General features: G+C 69.4%; 17 protein-coding genes. 12 read left to right on the top strand and 5 right to left on the bottom strand.

All coding sequences use genetic code 11. The features are described 5' to 3' along the window. Positions 1-63 precede the first annotated feature (63 nt). The 3 genes from ACWDNU_RS16395 (at position 64) to ACWDNU_RS16385 (ending at position 4,868) form a co-directional block, all read left to right on the top strand. Positions 64-939 carry a LysR family transcriptional regulator gene (locus ACWDNU_RS16395; RefSeq protein ID WP_449669432.1) on the top strand — a complete coding sequence of 292 codons (876 nt, stop codon included), beginning with the start codon at positions 64-66 and terminating at the stop codon, positions 937-939. A gap of 755 nt (positions 940-1,694) precedes the next feature. Then, positions 1,695-3,032, top strand: coding sequence for an amino acid permease (locus ACWDNU_RS16390; RefSeq protein WP_449669442.1), 1,338 nt, complete (start codon positions 1,695-1,697; stop codon positions 3,030-3,032). Positions 3,033-3,080: 48 nt separating this feature from the next. Beyond that, entirely contained in the window at positions 3,081-4,868 is a 1,788-nt protein-coding gene (locus tag ACWDNU_RS16385; RefSeq protein WP_449669431.1) for a serine/threonine-protein kinase, read from the top strand. On the opposite strand, the gene ACWDNU_RS16380 is transcribed toward ACWDNU_RS16385, so the two are convergent. The 3 genes from ACWDNU_RS16380 to ACWDNU_RS16370 are packed head-to-tail and all read right to left on the bottom strand — an operon-like array spanning position 4,865 to position 7,228. Then, positions 4,865-5,671: a M15 family metallopeptidase gene (locus tag ACWDNU_RS16380; RefSeq protein WP_449669430.1), complete on the bottom strand. Its 807-nt coding sequence runs from the start codon at positions 5,669-5,671 to the stop codon at positions 4,865-4,867. The genes ACWDNU_RS16385 and ACWDNU_RS16380 overlap by 4 nt on opposite strands. A 22-nt stretch (positions 5,672-5,693) precedes the next feature. Beyond that, on the bottom strand, positions 5,694-6,497 hold the full coding sequence (locus ACWDNU_RS16375; protein WP_449669429.1) for an MBL fold metallo-hydrolase: 804 nt from the start codon (positions 6,495-6,497) through the stop codon (positions 5,694-5,696). Continuing rightward, positions 6,494-7,228: an MBL fold metallo-hydrolase gene (locus ACWDNU_RS16370; protein WP_449669428.1), complete on the bottom strand. Its 735-nt coding sequence runs from the start codon at positions 7,226-7,228 to the stop codon at positions 6,494-6,496. The genes ACWDNU_RS16375 and ACWDNU_RS16370 overlap by 4 nt, the downstream gene beginning before the upstream one ends. Positions 7,229-7,370: 142 nt before the next feature. Here ACWDNU_RS16370 and ACWDNU_RS16365 point away from each other — a divergent pair, with 142 nt between their 5' ends. Together ACWDNU_RS16365 and ACWDNU_RS16360 are read left to right on the top strand one after the other, a co-directional pair. Next, positions 7,371-7,982, top strand: a complete 612-nt coding sequence (locus ACWDNU_RS16365; protein ID WP_370937957.1) for a helix-turn-helix domain-containing protein — start codon at positions 7,371-7,373, stop codon at positions 7,980-7,982. Next, complete coding sequence (locus ACWDNU_RS16360) at positions 7,982-8,695, top strand: maleate cis-trans isomerase family protein (protein WP_370937958.1); 714 nt, start codon at positions 7,982-7,984, stop codon at positions 8,693-8,695. The genes ACWDNU_RS16365 and ACWDNU_RS16360 overlap by 1 nt, the downstream gene beginning before the upstream one ends. Here the strand turns inward: ACWDNU_RS16360 and ACWDNU_RS16355 are convergent. Further along, positions 8,659-9,534 (bottom strand): polysaccharide deacetylase family protein, encoded by an 876-nt coding sequence (locus ACWDNU_RS16355; RefSeq protein ID WP_449669427.1) that lies wholly within the window; start codon positions 9,532-9,534, stop codon positions 8,659-8,661. The genes ACWDNU_RS16360 and ACWDNU_RS16355 overlap by 37 nt on opposite strands. A 56-nt stretch (positions 9,535-9,590) precedes the next feature. Between ACWDNU_RS16355 and ACWDNU_RS16350 the strand changes: the two genes are divergently transcribed. The 7 genes from ACWDNU_RS16350 to ACWDNU_RS16320 all read left to right on the top strand — a co-directional run bounded on the left by ACWDNU_RS16350 (position 9,591) and on the right by ACWDNU_RS16320 (position 16,403). Then, positions 9,591-10,928: an amidohydrolase family protein gene (locus tag ACWDNU_RS16350; RefSeq protein WP_449669426.1), complete on the top strand. Its 1,338-nt coding sequence runs from the start codon at positions 9,591-9,593 to the stop codon at positions 10,926-10,928. Then, positions 10,925-11,095, top strand: a complete 171-nt coding sequence (locus ACWDNU_RS16345) for a hypothetical protein (RefSeq protein WP_449669425.1) — start codon at positions 10,925-10,927, stop codon at positions 11,093-11,095. The genes ACWDNU_RS16350 and ACWDNU_RS16345 overlap by 4 nt, the downstream gene beginning before the upstream one ends. Continuing rightward, positions 11,092-12,477: an amidase gene (locus ACWDNU_RS16340; RefSeq protein WP_449669424.1), complete on the top strand. Its 1,386-nt coding sequence runs from the start codon at positions 11,092-11,094 to the stop codon at positions 12,475-12,477. The genes ACWDNU_RS16345 and ACWDNU_RS16340 overlap by 4 nt, the downstream gene beginning before the upstream one ends. An 81-nt stretch (positions 12,478-12,558) precedes the next feature. After that, a complete protein-coding gene (locus ACWDNU_RS16335) occupies positions 12,559-13,419 on the top strand; it encodes an ABC transporter permease (RefSeq protein ID WP_449669423.1) in 861 nt (286 codons plus the stop codon). Further along, positions 13,416-14,396, top strand: coding sequence for an ABC transporter ATP-binding protein (locus tag ACWDNU_RS16330; protein ID WP_449669422.1), 981 nt, complete (start codon positions 13,416-13,418; stop codon positions 14,394-14,396). The genes ACWDNU_RS16335 and ACWDNU_RS16330 overlap by 4 nt, the downstream gene beginning before the upstream one ends. Beyond that, positions 14,377-15,360 carry an ABC transporter ATP-binding protein gene (locus ACWDNU_RS16325; RefSeq protein WP_449669421.1) on the top strand — a complete coding sequence of 328 codons (984 nt, stop codon included), beginning with the start codon at positions 14,377-14,379 and terminating at the stop codon, positions 15,358-15,360. The genes ACWDNU_RS16330 and ACWDNU_RS16325 overlap by 20 nt, the downstream gene beginning before the upstream one ends. Next, positions 15,357-16,403 carry an ABC transporter permease gene (locus tag ACWDNU_RS16320; protein ID WP_449669420.1) on the top strand — a complete coding sequence of 349 codons (1,047 nt, stop codon included), beginning with the start codon at positions 15,357-15,359 and terminating at the stop codon, positions 16,401-16,403. Before ACWDNU_RS16325 ends, ACWDNU_RS16320 begins: the two co-directional genes overlap by 4 nt. Here the strand turns inward: ACWDNU_RS16320 and ACWDNU_RS16315 are convergent, their stop codons facing one another. Beyond that, on the bottom strand, positions 16,404-17,303 hold the full coding sequence (locus tag ACWDNU_RS16315; protein WP_449669419.1) for an MBL fold metallo-hydrolase: 900 nt from the start codon (positions 17,301-17,303) through the stop codon (positions 16,404-16,406). Between the last annotated feature and the right edge of the window lie 197 nt (positions 17,304-17,500).

Raw genomic sequence — 17,500 nt, 5'->3', positions numbered from 1 at the left:
CGATAGGCTCAAACACTTGTTTCTGATTCATCGATCAGTACCGCTGATAGGAGCTGGACGGAGATGGAGCTGCGGCACCTGCGCTATTTCGTCGCGGTGGCCGACGAGGGCGGGTTCAGCGCGGCCGCGCGGCGGCTGCACGTCGTCCAGCCCACGTTGAGCATGCAGATCCGCGATCTGGAACACGAACTCGGCGGACCGCTGTTCGACCGCACCGGGCGACGCCCCCGGCTCACCGCGGCGGGCCAAGCGTTCCTGGTCGAAGCCCGGCAGGTGCTCGCGCAGGCCGAACGGGCGCGGGACACCGCGCGGTCGGCGCTGCGCGGGGAAACCGGGAGCGTCCGGATCGGCGTCGCGGGCGCGGCCGTGTTCGGCGGCCTCCTCGCCGGCTCGATCGGCGAGTTCCATCAGGCCAGGCCGCTCGTCCGGATCGAATTGCGGGAAGCCGGGCCGCTGGCGCAGCGCGCCGCGATCCTCGCGGGCGAACTGGACGTCGGCTTCAGCGCGCTCGCCGCCCCAGCCGACGAACCGCGGCTGGCCTCGATCCCGGCGAGTTCCGTGTCGTTCCTGGTCGCGCTGCCCGCCGGGCACCCCCTCGCCGAGCACGAAACGCTGACCGTCGAGCAGATCGACGGCGAAGAGCTGATCGAGTACATCACCGGCGACGGCGATCTCGTGCCGCACGGAGTGCGTCGCTGCGGGGCGGACCCGCCGTCCTCGCCGGCCCGGTTTCGCGGCGACAGCACGCTGAGCGTTCTCGCGCTGGTCGCCGCGAAGGTCGGTCTGGCAGTGGTCCCGGCGGGCGTGGACCGGGCCGCGGTGCCGGACGTGGTGTACCGGCCGCTGGCCGAACCCGGTCTGAGGACCGACTTCCATCTGCTGCACCGCAGCGACGAAACCGCACCGGCCGTGGCCGCCTTCGTCCGCGCCTGTGCTTAGCCGCCGGTCTCTCCGCAGCGCGTTCCCTGACGGCCCGAGCCGTTCCGCGCGACTCTGCGCACAGCCGGGCAAACCCGGCGCGCAACGCTGCTCCATTCGGATGATCGACAACGGTCCCGTCCGGCATCCCGACCCGCTCGCACCTAGCCTCGACGGACCCGGCGGCCGCACACTGTCCCCGCGTCAGCGAGGCCCGGCTCCGCGGCCGGTTCCGACAACGTTGTCGGCCGGGGGCGCGACCGCGGGACGGCACGGCCGAACGAGAGGAAGATCGATCGATGGCTGATCGGATCACCGGGCAGGGCCAGGGAAGCCCGGACGAGGCGACTCCCAGCGAAGCGGCCGCGGGCACGACGACCCCTCGGGAAGCGACTGCGGGAAAGGCGGATCCGGCGGAGACAGCCGAACGGACGGCGGCTCCGGGCGACGCAACCCCGAGCGAAGCGACCACAAGCACGACGACACCCGGCGATGCCACCGCAGGCAAGGCAGTCCCAGCAGAGGAAGCCGAACGCACAGCCATCCCAGCCGAAACGGCTCCCCGCAACACCGCCCCAGCCGACGCGGCCAGGGGCAAGACAGCCCCGGCCGAGGGTGCGGGCGAAACGGCCGCAAGCACACCGACCCCGGCGGAAGCGCCCGCCACCAAAACGGCAACTGCACGCCCGGCGACCTCAACAGAGTCACCCGCGAGCAAAACAGCGACCACTCCGTCCGAACCGAAGACCGGCCCCAAAAAGCTCCGCTCCCGCCACATCACCATGATCGCCCTCGGCGGCATCATCGGAGCCAGCCTCTTCGTCGGCTCCGGAAACGTAGTGCGCGCAGTCGGGCCGGCCGCCGTCATCTCCTACCTCATCGGCGGGCTCCTCGTTTTCCTCGCGATGCGGATGCTCGGCGAGATGGCCGCGGCGCGGCCGGCGATCGGGTCGTTCATGGAGTACGCCCGGGTGGGGCTCGGCGAGTGGGCGGGGTATCTCGTCGGCTGGCTGTACTGGTACTACTGGATCGGCGTGATCGCGTTCGAGGCGGTCGTCGGCGGGTCGGTGCTCGGCGGGTGGTTCCCGGACGTGCCGCAGTGGGTGTTCTCCGTCGTGCTGCTGCTGTTCTTCACCACGACGAACCTGGTGTCCGCGCGGTCGTTCGGCGAGGTCGAGTACTGGCTGGCGAGCATCAAGGTCGCCGCGATCGTCGTGTTCCTCGCGGTCGGCACGCTGTTCGCGTTCGGGCTCTGGCCGAAGGCGAGCTTCTCGATCCCGAACCTCTGGCAGCACGGCGGCTTCGCGCCGAACGACTGGTGGCCGATCCTCAGCGGCGTCGCGATCGTGATTTTCTCCTACTTCGGCACCGAGATCGCGGTGATGGCCGCGGCCGAGTCCGAGGATCCGGCCAAGGGCGTCCGGCAGGCGGTCAGCACGGTGATCTGGCGGATCCTGCTGTTCTTCGTCGGCGGGGTGCTGCTGATCGTCACCATCGTCCCCTGGAACCAGCTGCCGAATCCCAAACAGGAGGGGCCGTTCGCGCACGCCTTCACGCTGTTCGGGCTTCCCGGCGCCGGCCTGGTGATGAACGCGGTCGTGCTCACCGCCGCGTGTTCGGTGCTCAACTCCGGGCTCTATTCCGCCGGACGGATGTTCTCCGCGCTCGCCGAGAAGCGGCTCGCGCCGCGCGTGGTGGCGAAGAAGAGCAAGGCGGGCGTGCCGGTCATCGCGGTGGTGGCCTGCACGATCGGCGGGTACATCGCGGTCTTCGTCAACTTCGTCGCGCCGGACTCCGGCATCTTCGACTTCATCATGAACTCCGCGGGCCTGGTCGCGCTGTTCGTGTACTCGTTCATCGCCTTCACCCAGATGCGGATGCGGCACAAGATGACGCCCGAGGAACGCGCCGGGCTGAAGCTCAAGATGTGGCTGCACCCGTGGCTCGGCATCCTGACCGTCCTCGGCGTCGTGGCGATCATCGTCGTCATGCTGCTGACCGACGATTCCGCCCGCACCCAGGTGTGGACCAGCATCGTGTCGCTGGCCGTGATCGCGGCGTTCTGGCCGCTGGTGCGCCGGGGATTGCGGAAGTCCGCCGCGAAGGAGGGCTGAAGGAGCGGCCGGAGGGCAGTCCGGGAAAGCGCGCTTTAAGCTGTCGCCGTGGCTGCTCCGCAGGTGATCGCCGGGCGTTACCGGCTCGAGGAACGCCTCGGAGCCGGCGGGATGGGTGTCGTCTGGCGGGCCAGCGACCTCGAACTGCGGCGGACGGTCGCGCTCAAACGGTCGCTCGACGGCGACGAGCCGCAGATCCGCCGCGAAGCCCGGCTCGGCGCGGCCCTGCAGCACCCGAACATCGTCGCGGTCTACGACTCCGTTTCCGACGGCGCCGACCGGTGGCTCGTCATGGAGTACCTCCCGGCGCGCAGCCTGGCCGAGATCGTGCGCGCCGACGGCGTCCTGACCCCCGAGCGAGCCGCCGCGGTCGGGGTGCAGATCGCGTCCGCGCTCGCCGCGATGCACGCACGCGGCATGGTGCACCGCGACCTCGCCCCGGGCAACGTCCTGGTCGCCGACGACGGCACCGCCAAGCTCGCCGACCTCGGCATTTCCCGCGGTCACGAGGTCACGCTCACCGACAGCGCCCGCGTCGGCGGCACCGCCGGGTACCTCGCCCCGGAGGTCGCGAACGGCGAGGCGGCCACCGCCGCGTCGGATATCTTCTCGCTCGGGGCGACGCTGTTCGCCGCCGTCGAGGGCGGTTCTCCTTGGGGCAGCGGGGAAAACGGCCCGTTCGCGCAGCTGCGCCGAGCGGCGGAAGGGACGCCCGAATCGCCGCGCAACGCTCGCGAGCGCGGGCCCGCGTTGCAGGCGATGCTCAGCCGTCAACCGGAAAGACGCCCGACTGCGGTCGAGGTCGAGGGTTTCCTGCGCGGTTCGCCGATGCCGCACGGGAAGAAATCCAACCGACCAGTGCTCATCGGCGCGGCGCTGGGCGCGATTGTCCTTCTGGCCGCCGGGTTTCTCGTCTTCGCCCGCGACGACGCACCGCCCGCGAACGCGACCGCCGCACCGCCGTCGCCGGACCTCGTCGGCGACCCGCACACCGCCGACCCCTGTTCGCTGCTGTCGGTGAATTCCCTGGGCCAGTACGGAAAAGTCTTCCTCGAACCGAATCTCGGCACGTTCGCCCGCTGCGATCTGAACACGAGCCTGCCCAGCGGCGGCGGCACGATCGTGACCAGCCTCGAACTGTCCGAGCCGGAGGAGTACCCGCAGGTGCCGCCGGTCCGGGGCAAGCTCGGCGAGATCCAGCGGCCGAATCCCGACTCCGGGAAGTGCCGCCGTTCCTTCACCCTGCCCGATCTCAGTGTCGTCACGGTGAGTTCGGTCCGCTCCGACGGCACCGCCGCGCCGCAGCTGTGCGCGATGTCGGACGCGGTCGTCGGCGACGCCTACGCGCGAGTGGCCCGCGGCCCGATCACCCGTCGTGCCCAGCCGTTCCCACCGGATTCGCTGGCCCGGACGGACGCCTGCACGCTGGTCGACGACGCCACGCTCCGCCGGACCGTCGGGCCGGGCTACCCGGTCGACCGGCATTTCGCGGATTGGGCCTGTTCGTGGGGGCACGACGCGAAGTCGGTCGACCTCTACTACGACCGGCAGTGGCCGCTCGCCGAGGACCCGCCGGACGGCCAGACCCGCACTGCCGTCGGCGGCCGCCTCGCGTACGTCGATCCGCACGAGAAGGCTGGCGACACGTGCGACGTCACCGTCGTCTACCGCACGTACTCGCCGACACTCCCGTCCCTCGAAGGAACACCGGAACGGCGCGACGAGGTCGTGCTGGTCGAGGTCACCGACGAAGCGAACAAAGGCAACCTGACCGCCATCTGCGACACCGCGAAATCAGTCGCGGGAGTCGTCGCGGCCCGGCTCCCCCAGTCCTAGCCCACCGGGCACTGCAACGACCTCCGCCAGATCGGGAAGTCGAAATAGGTGTCCGGGAACGTCTCCGGCTGGAACGTGTAGTGCCACCATTCCTCGGGCAGGTTCTTGAACCCGGCCCGCTCCAGCCCGTGCAGCAGGAGCATCCGGTTCGCCTTCTGCTTCCCGACGATCCGCGGGTCGAGCGTGTGCGCGAGGGTGTCGAAGCAGTCGAAGCCGGTGCCCATGTCGATGGAGTTGTCCGGGAACCGCTCGGCTTTCGGGCCGTAGCAAGGCTTCAGCGGTTCGCCGGGGTGGTACGGCCGCGTCGGGAACGCCGGGAGGCGAACGAGCGTCAGGTCGACCGTGCTTCCCCGGCTGTGGCCGGATTTCGCCGCGATGTAGCCGTCCTCGAAGAGCCGGTCCTTCTCCACGCGCGGGTAGAACTCGGCTTTCATCCGCAGGTCGGACAGGTCCTCGGCCCAGCGCACGAAGTTGTCGACCGCGCGCTGCGGGCGGTAGCAGTCGTAGACCTTCAGCGTGTAGCCCTGGCGCACGAACGACAGCTGCGCCCTGTGCAGCGCGACGGCGGCGTCGCGGGTCAGGATGCACATCGGCTGCCGATAGCCGTCGACTGGCGCGCCGGTGAAGTTGTGCGGCGTGATGTAGCGGATTTCCTGCACGATGGTCGGATCGACGTCGCGCAGGGCGACGAATTCGGGCGGTGCCTTCGGCTCCGGTGCGGCCGGCGCCGGCGGGGCGGCGACGAGACAGGTCAGCAGACTCATCGCGGCGACCGCCAGGCCGCGCATCATCTTTCCGCGCATAGCCCGCTTGCTTACCACAATCTCACGCGCTGGTGTAGGCGTCGTACACCTGCCGATGCGCGGCCAGCGCGGTCTTCATCATCCGCGGCACGTCGGCGATCACGTTGCCGTGCGCGGGCGCGATGAAATCCGCCGGGTGGGCGGCCAGGAACTCGCCGATCCGGCCGAACGTGTCGGTGACGTCGACATATCGCGTCCAGTACAGCGCGCGGCCGGTGCCGTAGGCCGCCTGGTCGACGGTCGGCGCGGCGGGCATTTCGGTGGACAGCAAACGGCATTCGCCTGGGCGGTGGCCGGGTTCGTCGTCGCCCAGCGAAGGCAGCGTCGGGACGTCGTGGACGAACGAGAAGCCGTCCGAGACGTACAGGACGCGATCGCCCGGATCGTAGGCCCAGACGGTGTTCGGCAGGTCCTGGATGTATGCCTCGGCCAGTTCCAGCTGCCGGTCGCCGAGGTCCAGTCGGTCGCCGGGGGCGAGCGGGCGCAGGCGGTGGGAGTACTCCGGGTAGTGCAGGTGGTAGTCGCGCACGTCGCCGACGACCTCGGCGCCGGGGTAGCGCGCGAGGAGCGCCGGGAGGTTGCCCGCGTGCGGGAGTTCGGGGTGGGTGGGCAGGAGGTAGTCGAGGGGACGACCGGCCAGGGCCTCGTCCAGTTGAGCCTCGACGAGCGGCCAGTGGCGCGGGTCGCCGGTGTCGATCAGGACAGTGCGCGTCGAACCGGAAACGAGGTAGGCGGAGACGTGGTAGTGGACCGGGCCGTCGCTGGCCATCGCTTGCATGCAGCCGCCCAGCCACTGTGTGGCGGCGGCGATCCGGCGAGCGGTCATCGGTCGATCTCCTTCAGCACAGCCTCGACGTGCGCGGCGACGGTTTCCTTGCCCAGCAACGGGAAACCGTGGCCCGGCGCGATGGTCTCCACGGGATCGGCGGCGAAGACGGCGCGAAGGTCTTCCGACACTGGCGCGGAGTCAGCGTGGTCCAGCCAGGAAAACTTGACTCTCAGCTGCGCTGCGACGGCCGCTGGGTCCGGTGCCTCGTCGGCTTCGGTTCTGTTGTGGCAGAAGGCATCGGAGGTGAAGAGGGTCTGGCTCACCGGGTCGTACGGCCACAGCGTCGGCAGCAAGCGCAGGCGCGGCGCGTGGATCCGCAGCGGGACCCCGGGAATCGGTTCCAGCTCCAGCGGACGGCCTTCTTCGACGGTGATCCGCTCGCGGGCCGCGTCCACGACCGGCACGGTGATGCCGCCGGTGTAGTGCACGGCGGTCACCGGGAACGCGGCCTCGATCTCCGGGAGGTTGAGGCAACAGTCCATTTCGGTCCGGGTCAGCACCACCGCCAGCGGGGTGTTCGCGGGCAGCACTTCGCGCAGCTGCGCGACAATCCTCGCCGCGTGCGCGCGGACGCCGGTGTCGATCAGCACCGCGCCCGCCGCCGAGCGGACGAGGTAGCAGTTCAGCGGCTGCGTCCCGCGGACGCCGGCGGGAGCCCAGCTCACCCGGCCGTCCAGCGGAATCGAGCCGCCCAGCCGGAAGACCCGGCCCTCTCGCAGTGCGGTCATGTCCTTCAGTTTGTTGAAGTAACATCACTATGTCAACGTCTTGTCCGGTTCCAGTCGCAACATACTGAAGAGCTTTTGATAAGATGACGCCGTTCGCACGATCCGCCCCGCGGGCGGACCGGCTCCCGGAGGAGAAGCAAAGATGGGATCCGCCCAATCCGAACCGCCCGCCGCGGAGGACAACCGCGACTACTGGGTGAACCACCTCGGCGCGACGCTCAGGGCGCGCCGCAGCGGCCGGTTCACCGTCGAGGAGCTGTCCGCGCGCTCGGGCGTCAGCGCGGGCCTGATCAGCCAGATCGAGCGCGGCATCGGCAATCCGTCGTTCGCCACGCTGCTGCGGCTGGCCAACGCGCTCGAGGTGCCGATGGCCGACATGTTCCTCGGCCAGCAGTCGCACGAGACGAAGGTGCTCGTGCGCCGCGAGGAGCGGCTGCGGATGGAACTGCCCGGCGACGGCATCGTGCAGGAGATGCTCGTCCCCAACACCGACCGCAAGCTCGGCGTGCTGGAAATGACCATCCCGTCCGGGTTCCGCGGCGAGGACGTGCCGCATTCGCACCCCGGCGAGGAGGTCGTGGTGGTGCTGTCCGGAACGCTCCGCGCCACGATCGGCGGGCAGGCGTTCGTGCTCAACGAGGGCGACACGATGAGCTACGACTCCTCGACTCCGCACTGGTGGAGCAACGAACACGAGGAGCCCGCGGTCATCCTGGCGATCTCCACTCCCCCGTCGCTCGGCCGCGTGCACTGATGCGACCGGGCGAAACGCGGCTCGGCCTGATCGTGCCGTCGTCGAACACGAACGCCGAACCGCTCACCGCCGCGATGCTGGCCGGCACCCGGGCGACGGCGTTCGCTTCCCGCTTCCCGCTGCCCGCGGACCTGGCCGCGGCGATCGACGCTTCCCTGGTCGGCCCCGCCGCGGATCTCCTTGCGGAGGCGGGGATTTCGGCGATCGCGTTCCACGGGACTTCCGGTTCGTGGCTCGGACTGGAGCACGACCGGGCGCTGGCCGCCGGTCTGGCGGAACGGACCGGGGCGGCGGCTACGACGGCCTCGCTGGCGCTGGTGGCGGCGGTGGAAGCGTTGGGGGCCAAGAAGGTCGGGCTGGTTTTTCCCGGTCCTTCGTCCATTGCGGACACTATCGCTGCGGAGTACGGCGCGGCCGGGATCGAGGTCGTTTCACGGTCGGTGCCGTCGAGGCCGATGACGAATCCGGAGATTTCCGGGCTGCCGTTCTCGGAGATTTCGACGCTGGTCTCGGCGGCGGCTTCCGCTGCTGCCGACGCGATCGTGTGCGTCGGGACGAATCTTCGGGCGGCGTATTTGGTGCCGGAGCTGGAATCCCGGCTGGGAGTTCCGGTGGTGGACAGCGCGGCGGCTACCGTGTGGCAGCTGCTCGCTCTCGCTGGCGGTTCGGAGCAGCTTCAGGGCTGGGGACAGTTGTTCGATTCCCGCCAGTAGCGGGCGATCTCATCCCGCCGCGCCACCCACACGTCCCGCTCTCCCGCGTAGCGCAGGAACGTCCGTAGCGCGTTCACATACCCGGGACGGCCGATCAATCGCGGATGCAGCCCCACGCTCAGCACCGTCGCGCCGGGGCGAGGGTCGTCCAGCAGCATCGCGAGCGAGTCGCACAGGTACGCGCCGAACGCGCGGCCGGTCCGGAATTGACTCAGCAGGCCCGAATCGTTCGTGTCCCCGGCGTACGGAACGACCGGCAGCCCACCGTCCACATAGGGCAGATCGTCGCAGAAGCTGTTGGAGTCGTAGGAATATCCCTCCGCGGCGGCAGCAGCGCGAGTCCAGGGCGAGATGCCGTCCCGCGAGTACCAGCAGGCTGGGCGTTCTCCGGTCAGCTCCTGCAGAAGGGCCGTCGAGGACTGGATCTTGGCGAGTTCCTCCGACGGCGAGAGGTCGGTGTGCGTGTCCCACCGCAGGCCGTGGTTGGCGATCTCGTGGCCGTCCGCCACCAGCGCGGCCGCGATCGGCGGAGTGAGGGCGTGGGCGCAGCAGAACGCGGTCACCGGAGCCTCGAACTCCCGCAAAGCCCGCAGCACCCGCCAGAAGCCCGCTCGCGCACCGTAGTCGAAGGCTGACTCCAGGGTCAGGTTCCGCTGCCCGGGCACGACCCGGTGCCGCTCCCAGTGCGCGCCAAGGTCGTCCACGACGTCGCCGCGGGCGGTTCGCCGTTCTGCGCCGTCCTCGATGTTGAGCACAATGGACACGGCGACCTTCCGCCCGCCCGGCCACGTGCCCGCGGGCGGCTCCGCCCCGTGCCCGATGAAGTCGCGTTCGCTCACAGGGACATATTGAATACTCTTCTATTTGTTGAAGCAAGCTCGTAGACTCGTCCGGCATGCGGACCGTCATCACCGGGGGAACAGTCATCGCGGGGCCGGACGTGCTCCGAGCCGCCGTCACGCTCGACGGCGGGCGGATCCGGGACATCGACCCGCGACCGCCCGAAGACGCCGACGTCCGGCTCGACGCCGCCGGATGCGTTGTCCTGCCTGGTTTGATCAACTGCCACACGCACGGCGTCACGCCCGGCCCGCTCTTCCCGAGCGGCGCTGAGGCGCTGCCCGAGAACGGCTGGCTCGGCAACCTCGACCGGCATCTGCTCGCCGGAACCACGACCGTCCTCAATCTGTGCGGACTGGCCACAATGGACGAAGTACGCACGGCGGACCGGGCGCACGCGGTGAAAGTCAAAGGCGCGACGACGCACACGCCGTCCGCCATCGCTGCCGCGCAGGCCGCCGATGGCGCGGGGCTGACCGAGGCGCACCTGACGACGTCGGCCGAGAAGCAGCTCGCGGACGGCGCGATCGCGATCGGCGAGCTCGGCGGCGGGCAGACGATGGGCGGCGGCGGTCAGGACCTGCAGTACATCCCGGCCGCGATCCACCGCGAGACCGGCGTGACTATCTCCGCTGAGCAGGCGCGGACGCTGAAGGAAGCCGTCCTCGGGCCCCACCTCGACAGCGCGCTGGACGAACCTGCGTTGAAGGCGGCGCTTACGGCGGCGGGTCTGGCGGGGTTCAGCGGGCAGGCGGCAGCGAAGCTGGTCCGCGAGTCCGTACTGCCGTCTTTCCACGCCGCGCTCGATGGGCTTCGGGAAGGCGTCGAGGCGGCGGCGAAGTACGGCGTGCCCGCGCTCGTGCACAGCGCGGCAGCCAGTGGAAAGCCACTCGTCGAACTCGCGCGGAAACAGCTCCGCGCGAGCGTGATCGCCACGCACAGCAACCATCCGTCCTACTCCCCCGACGAAGCCGTCGAGACCGCGTTAGTGCTGCAGTCCGCGGGCTGGTTGCTCGAATGCTGCACGTTCGACCTGCTGCACCGGCAGCACACGGTGCGCACCCGCGAGCACTGGGACCGGATGTTCGCCGAGACCGCGGTGGACCTCCTCGCCACCGACTACGGGTACCTCGGGCAGCACGATCCGCTGCTGGCCGGTGTCGCGGACCTGGTCGCCAGCGGCCACCGCAGCCTGCCCGACGCGGTAGCGCTGGCGAGTGCGAACGTCGCCGACGCCATCCCCGGTCTCGCCCCGAATTCCGGGCGGTTACAACCGGGAATGGCCGCGGACGTGGTGGTCGCCAGCGAGGATCTGCGCGAGGTGCGGCACGTGTTCGTCGACGGCATCCAGGTCGTCCGCGACGGACAGCTCACCCTGGCGGCCCGCCGATGAACGACGCCGAACTCGCCGCCGTCGCCCAGCTCGTCGGAGAGGACGTACTAGCGGAGGATCGCGCCGCATTGGAAGCCGCGCACGCCAACCTGGCCGAAGCGATCGAGCAGCTGCGCGCGGTCTCCGGCGAACACCCCAGCGACTTCGACGTCAGGTGGACCCAGTGAAGTGGCAGTACGGGATCGAAGAAGCCGCGAGACGCATCGCTGCCCGCGAGCTGAGCGTGGTCGAGTATGTCAGCAGTGTGCTCGACCGCCTCGCCGAAACCGAACCTGAGGTATCAGCTTGGGCGTATGTGGATCGAGAAGGCGCGTTGAGAGCCGCCCAGCAGGCGGACGTCGAGATATCAGCGGGACATCACCGAGGGCCGCTACACGGCATACCGTTCGGGGTCAAAGATGTCATCGACACCGCGGGCCTGCCGACCGAAGGCGGCTCGAAGGCGTATGCCGGGCGTGTCCCGGATCGCGACGCGGCGACCGTCCGCACGCTGCGCGAGAACGGCGCGATCCTGCTCGGCAAGACTGTCACGCACGAAATCGCTTACGGGCAAAACTTTCCGCCCACCCGCAACCCGTGGGATCCGAGCCGCTACCAAGGCGGGTCGAGCGCCGGTTCCGGAGTCGCGGTCGCGGTCGGGTCGGCACCGGGATGTCTCGGTACCGATACCTCCGGCTCGGTGCGCAACCCCGCCTCGGTGAACAGCCTCGTCGGGATGCGGCCGACGACCGGGCTGATCGACGGCGCCGGGGTCATGAACCTCAGCGAGCAGCTCGACCAGGTCGGCCCGATCGCACGCACGACTGTTGATTGCGCCCTTCTGTTGCAGGGCATGGTGAAAAGCCGCGCCGGCCTCGGCCCGGAAGACATCGCGGCAGCGGTGCGCAGGCCGTTGACCCGGCCTCGCGTCGGCGTCGACTTCGCCGCCTGGCACGACTGGGGCGTTTCCACCGAAGTGCAGGCGACGATCAAGGAAGCAGTGAACGTACTGGCTTCCACCGGCGTCGAAATCGTCGACGTCAGCCTGCCGGAATTGAGCCTCGCCCTGCCGGTCGCGCTCGTTTTGTGTTTGGCGGACGCGTTGCGCCTGCACGGTCCGGCACTTTCCGACCGGCCGGAAGACTTCGAACCCGGCACCCGCGTCATGCTCGAACTCGGTTGTGCCGTAACCGAAGAACACCTGACACTGGCCCGCCGTGCGCGAGCCCATCTCCGAGACCGCGTCCGCGCCGCCTTCCTGGACGCCGATCTCACCGCGCTCGTCTCCCCCACGCTGTCCGGAATTCCCCCGCGACTGAGCGACCTTTCGACCGATTTGACCCGTGAAAGCGACGAAGCCGATCTGTCGAGCGCACTTCTGCTGCTGGCCCCCGCCAACGTCTGCGGCCTGCCCGCGTTGAGCGTGCCCGGCGGGTTCGTCAACGGGCTCCCGGTCGGCCTGCACCTGCTCGGCCGCCCGTTCGAGGATCTGGCGCTTTTGCGTTTGGCGCAGCACTATGAAACCGCCGTGGCCCGCCCCGCGCAGGCCACGCTCCGAAGTGGACGGTGAACCCCTCGTGACCTCGCTTCCGCCCTGGACAGGGCCTTCTTCACTATGTAACAGTGACCCAATGCATAGTGAAGGTCCGGCATGACCGCGGCGGCCGTCGGCACCGGCCGGGTCCGGTCCGCGCGACGGCGGTCCGGACGCCGGTTCCGCAACGCGGGCGTGCTCGCCGCGCTCGCCTTCCTCGCCGGCCTGTGGGTCGTCGCGGCGTTCGTGCCGCTCCCCCGCAGCGCCACGGTGCCGGACGTGTCGGCGATCGCCGCCGCCCCGAGCGCGACGCATCCGTTCGGCGTCGACATCAGCGGGTTCGACGTCTTCTCCCGCACCATCACCGCCGCCGCGAGCGATCTGCCGATCGCGGTGTTCGGGTCCCTGCTGTCGCTCGCGATCGGCGTCCCGATCGGACTGTTCACCACGACCGGCCGGATCGGCGAGGCGTGCATGCGCGTGGTCGACGCGTTTTCCGCGCTGCCGGTCATCGTCCTCGCCGTGGTCGCCATCCAGCTGCTCGGCGGCGGACTGCTCGACGTCATCGGCGCGATCGCGGTCGTCAACATCCCGCGCTTCGCCCGGCTGACCCGCGCCGAGGCGGTGGCGCTGCGGCAGGCCCGGTTCGTGGAAGCGGCGGTGGCGATCGGCTGTTCCCCGCTGCGGGTCGCGTTCAACCACGTGTTCCGCAACGCGTACGGCGTCGTGCTGGTACAGGCGATTTTGGCCGCTGCCAACGCGATCGGCGTGATCGCGGCGCTGAACTTCCTCGGCGTCGGCGTGCACCCGCCGCAGCCGACGTGGGGTTCGATGATCCACGACGGCGCGTCGATGCTGGTCGAAGGACAATGGTGGGCCGCGATTTTCCCGACGGTCGCGATCTTCCTCGTCGTCTCGTCCCTGACCGTCATCGCCGACTGGTTCGAGAACCGCGTCGAAGGAGGGGCGAAAGCATGAGCGAATTGCTGTCAGTCCAGGGCCTGGAAGTCGAGTTCCCGGTTCCCGGCGGCGCGTTCCGCGTGCTCGACGACGTGTCGTTCTCCGTGCGGGACAACGAGATCGTCGGCGTGGTCGGCGAATCCGGGTCCGGCAAGTCCACTACCGTCCGGTCGGTGATCCAGCTGCACAAACCCGCGCGGATCACTGGCGGAAGCGTCGTGTTCAACGGCCGCGAACTGCATCAGGCAGCACCGAAAGAACTGCGTCGGATCCGCGGTCGCGAGATCGGTTTCGTGGCGCAAAGCCCCTTCGACGCCTTGAATCCCGTGCTGCGGATCGGCAAGCAGTTCGAGAACGTCATCCGGGCGCACGAACGCGCGAGCCGCAGTGAAATCCGCACCCGTGCGCTCGAATTGCTCGCCTCCACCGGAATTCCCGATCCGGCGCGGACTCTCGACGGTTTCCCGCACGAACTCAGCGGCGGCATGGCGCAGCGCACCGTGATCGCGCTGGCGCTCAGCCTCGGCCCGCGACTGCTCATCGCCGACGAGCCGACGACCGCGCTCGACCTGACCGTGCAGCGGCAGGTGCTCGACCTGATCCGCGGCCTGGTCCGGGAAAGCCAGCGGTCGATGCTGCTGGTGACGCACGATCTCGGCGTCGTGGCCAATTACTGCGACCGCGTCGTGGTGATGTACTCCGGGCGGGTCGTGGAAGTCGGCGACGTCGCGACGGTGTTCGGCGATCCGCGCCACCCCTACACCCGCACGCTGCTCGACGCGGCGACCACCGACATCCGCACCGCCGCCCCGAAATCCGCCCCGGCGAAGCGGGAAACCGCGCCGGGCTGCAACTTCGCCCACCGCTGCCCGCGCGCCGACGGCGTGTGCGCCGAGGAACGTCCCCCGCTCACCGTGACGGACCCGGGCCACGGCTTCGGGTGCCACCACCCGCTTTCGATCGAGGTGACCACCAGTGCCGGTACTAGTCGCTGAAGACCTGCGGCGCACGTTCCCCGGCCCCGGCGGCAGCCAGGTCTGCGCCGTCGACGGAGTCGACTTGGCCGTCGCCGAGGGCGAAACCCTCGGGCTGATCGGCGAAAGCGGGTCCGGGAAGTCCACTTTGGGCAGGCTGCTCGTGCGCCTGCTCGACGCCGACCGCGGCACCGTCACGCTCGACGGCCGCGAACTGACCAGCCTGCGCGGTGCCGAGCTGCGCCGCAGCCGCCGCGACTTCCAGATCGTGTTCCAGGAGCCGTTCGCCTCGCTCAACCCGCGGTTGAAGGTCGGCGCGATCGTCGAAGAACCATTGCTGGTCAACGGAAAGTCCGGCACCAAGGCCGAACGGCGGCAACGCGTCCTGGACACTCTCGCCGACGTCGGCCTGTCCGAGGAGCACTACGACCGCCGCCCGGCCGACCTCAGCGGCGGCCAGCAGCAACGCGTCGGCATCGCCCGCGCGCTCGTCACCGGGCCGCGGTTCGTGGTGCTGGACGAGCCGACGTCCTCTTTGGACCTCACCGTCCGCGCCGAGGTACTGCAACTGCTCGCCCGGTTGCAACACGACCGCGGATTGACCTTTCTGTTCATCTCCCACGACATCCACACCGTCCGGCGGCTGTGCTCGCGGACCGCGGTGATGTATCTCGGCCGGATCGTGGAAATCGGCCCCACCGAGTCCGTGCTCGCGCACCCGCAGCATCCCTACACCAAGGCGTTGCTGTCCGCGGCGCTGCCGGTCGACCCGGGACACCGGCTGCCGCACCTGCCGCTCGCCGGAGACCCGCCGAAGCCGACCGAACACCGCGTCGGCTGCGCTCTCGTCGGCCGCTGTCCTATTGCGACCGACGAATGCGCGACCACCGAAGTTCCGCTGCGTCCGGTCGCCGCCGCGCACGAGGTGGCTTGCCTGCACGCGGGCCAAGATCTCGGCATTGAAGCAAAGGAAGCGCACGCATGATCGTATTCGTGCTCCGCCGGCTGGCGGCCGGTGTCGGAATGCTCGTCCTGCTGATCGCGCTGAGCTTCGGCCTCGTGTCGATGATCCCCGGCGACCCCGCCGTCACCATGCTCGGCGACGCGGCCACGCCCGATCAGATCGCGCACGTCCACCAGCAACTCGGCCTCGACAAACCGCTGCCGGTGCGCTTCTGGGACTACCTGGTCCAGGTGCTGCACGGCGACCTCGGCACGTCGTACTTCACCGGCGCGCCGATCACCCACGAACTGCTCACCCGGCTGCCGAACACCCTGGTGATCCTGGTGCCCGGCCTGCTGCTGGCGGTCGTCCTCGGCACCGCGATGGGCACCGCCGCCGCGTACCTGCGCGGCCGCCCCGCGGACCGCGGGCTGAGCTGGGCGTCGTCGCTGATCCTCGCGGTGCCGGAATTCGCGCTCGGGCTCGTGCTGGTCTACGTCTTCTACCAGCTCCTGCACCTGGCCCCCGCCCCGCTAGGCATGGTCGACCCAACCGCGCCGGTCCCGCCGGTCCAAACCGGTTCGGTGACACTGGACGCCCTGCTGTCCGGCTCGTGGCCGACGCTCGGCTCGATCTTCTCTCACGCGGCGCTGCCGATCCTGACGCTCGGGATCTTCTTCGCGGCTTACTTCGCGAAGACTGTGCGCACTGGGTTGAGCCAATCGCTGCGGAGCGCACAGGTGGAGTTTGCGCGGGCGTGCGGGTTGAGCGAGTTCCGCGTGTACCGCTACGCGATGGCGGATATCAGGCGGTCGCTGTTGACATATCTGGTGATCCTGTTCGGTGCTTCACTAAGCGGGGCTGCGATCTTGGAAAGCGTGTTCGCGTGGCCCGGGATCGGCGGATGGTCGCTGGACGGCGTGCTGAAGGGCGACATCCCGGTGATCCAGGGGTTTGTGCTGGTGCTCGGGACGGCGACGCTGGGCGCGTACTTGATCCTCGACATCGTGACGATGCTGATGGATCCCCGGGTGCGCAGCAAAGCCCGCACCCGGGGCAAAGCCCTCAAACCAGCCGCAGCCTGATCAGTAATCCCACACCGTAGGCACGAACCGGAACGCGTTCCCCGCCACCGCCACATGGCAGACCGACGGGAACGGCAGATGCGTGGCCACCAGCTGCTCGCCACTCGCCGCGAGTTCCTTCAACAGCTGAATCCGCACCCGCGCCGACTCCTCGGGATCGTGCTCGAACCCGTTGTACCAATCAGGATTGTCGAACCCAGGCTGGAACACCGCATCACCAGCGAAGGTCAGCCGATCCCCGCCGGACTCCAGCCGGACGATGCTGTGGCCGGGAGTGTGCCCGCCGGTACGGCAGATCCGCACTCCCGGCGCCACCTCGTGTTCCGTCTCGAATGGACGCAACTGGCCGCGGTACACGTCCAAGAACCGGGTGGCCGTCGTGCGCAGCACCTCCGGGATCGGTTCCGGCATCACGGTCCGCGAGAAATCGGGAGCCTGCCAGAACTCGGCCTCCGCCGACGCCAGATGGACCTGCACGTCCTCGCGCAGACGACCACGAAGACCCTCGACGAGCAAGCCGCCGATGTGGTCCATGTGCAAGTGAGTGAGCACGACGTCGGTCACCGAAGACGGGTCGATCCCGGCCGCGACGAGGCGCATCGCCAGTTGGCCGGCGCGCGGGAAGCCGGGGAATTCGGTGCCCAGTCCGGAATCGATCAGCACTGTCCGGCCGCCGCTGCGGACCACGGCGACGTTCAGCGGCCAGTCGATCATCTCCGGCGGCAGGAACATTTCGCGCAGCCACGCCGCCAGATCGGCCCGGTCGGCGTTGGTGGCCAGCGTTTCGGCGGTGATCGGCAGCACGCCGTCGCTGATCACCAGCACGTCGATGTCGCCGACCTTCAGCGCGTACCGCGAAGGGACCGCCTCGTCGAGACGGACGGAAGGGGCCAAGCTCATGGATTCTCCTCGGGGAGTAGGCCAGGTCGTCGGCTAAGACCGGACAAGCCCCGAGTTTGTGACAAGCCCACGAGAAAAAGACGCGACCCGGGCCGCGCCTTTCTCAAGAGCAGGGTCAGCAGGCCGGACGGCTCGCCACGTCCGACGACAGCGACTGCTTCAGCAACCGCCCGCCCGGAGACGGGGACCGCAGCGCA

Source organism: Amycolatopsis sp. NPDC003676 (assembly GCF_053587275.1).
The sequence above is the reverse complement of the archived record's forward strand: the minus strand, read 5'-3'. Positions and strand labels throughout refer to the sequence as shown.

Excerpts from the sequence above, each read along its gene's own strand:
- ACWDNU_RS16365 (WP_370937957.1), top strand. The coding sequence starts at position 7,371 with ATGGGATCCGCCCAATCCGAACCGCCCGCCGCGGAGGACAACCGCGAC.
- ACWDNU_RS16335 (WP_449669423.1), top strand. The coding sequence starts at position 12,559 with ATGACCGCGGCGGCCGTCGGCACCGGCCGGGTCCGGTCCGCGCGACGG.
- ACWDNU_RS16375 (WP_449669429.1), bottom strand. The coding sequence starts at position 6,497 with ATGACCGCTCGCCGGATCGCCGCCGCCACACAGTGGCTGGGCGGCTGC.
- ACWDNU_RS16345 (WP_449669425.1), top strand. The coding sequence starts at position 10,925 with ATGAACGACGCCGAACTCGCCGCCGTCGCCCAGCTCGTCGGAGAGGAC.
- ACWDNU_RS16380 (WP_449669430.1), bottom strand. The coding sequence starts at position 5,671 with ATGCGCGGAAAGATGATGCGCGGCCTGGCGGTCGCCGCGATGAGTCTG.
- ACWDNU_RS16350 (WP_449669426.1), top strand. The coding sequence starts at position 9,591 with ATGCGGACCGTCATCACCGGGGGAACAGTCATCGCGGGGCCGGACGTG.
- ACWDNU_RS16315 (WP_449669419.1), bottom strand. The coding sequence starts at position 17,303 with ATGAGCTTGGCCCCTTCCGTCCGTCTCGACGAGGCGGTCCCTTCGCGG.
- ACWDNU_RS16395 (WP_449669432.1), top strand. The coding sequence starts at position 64 with ATGGAGCTGCGGCACCTGCGCTATTTCGTCGCGGTGGCCGACGAGGGC.
- ACWDNU_RS16330 (WP_449669422.1), top strand. The coding sequence starts at position 13,416 with ATGAGCGAATTGCTGTCAGTCCAGGGCCTGGAAGTCGAGTTCCCGGTT.
- ACWDNU_RS16320 (WP_449669420.1), top strand. The coding sequence starts at position 15,357 with ATGATCGTATTCGTGCTCCGCCGGCTGGCGGCCGGTGTCGGAATGCTC.
- ACWDNU_RS16360 (WP_370937958.1), top strand. The coding sequence starts at position 7,982 with ATGCGACCGGGCGAAACGCGGCTCGGCCTGATCGTGCCGTCGTCGAAC.
- ACWDNU_RS16370 (WP_449669428.1), bottom strand. The coding sequence starts at position 7,228 with ATGACCGCACTGCGAGAGGGCCGGGTCTTCCGGCTGGGCGGCTCGATT.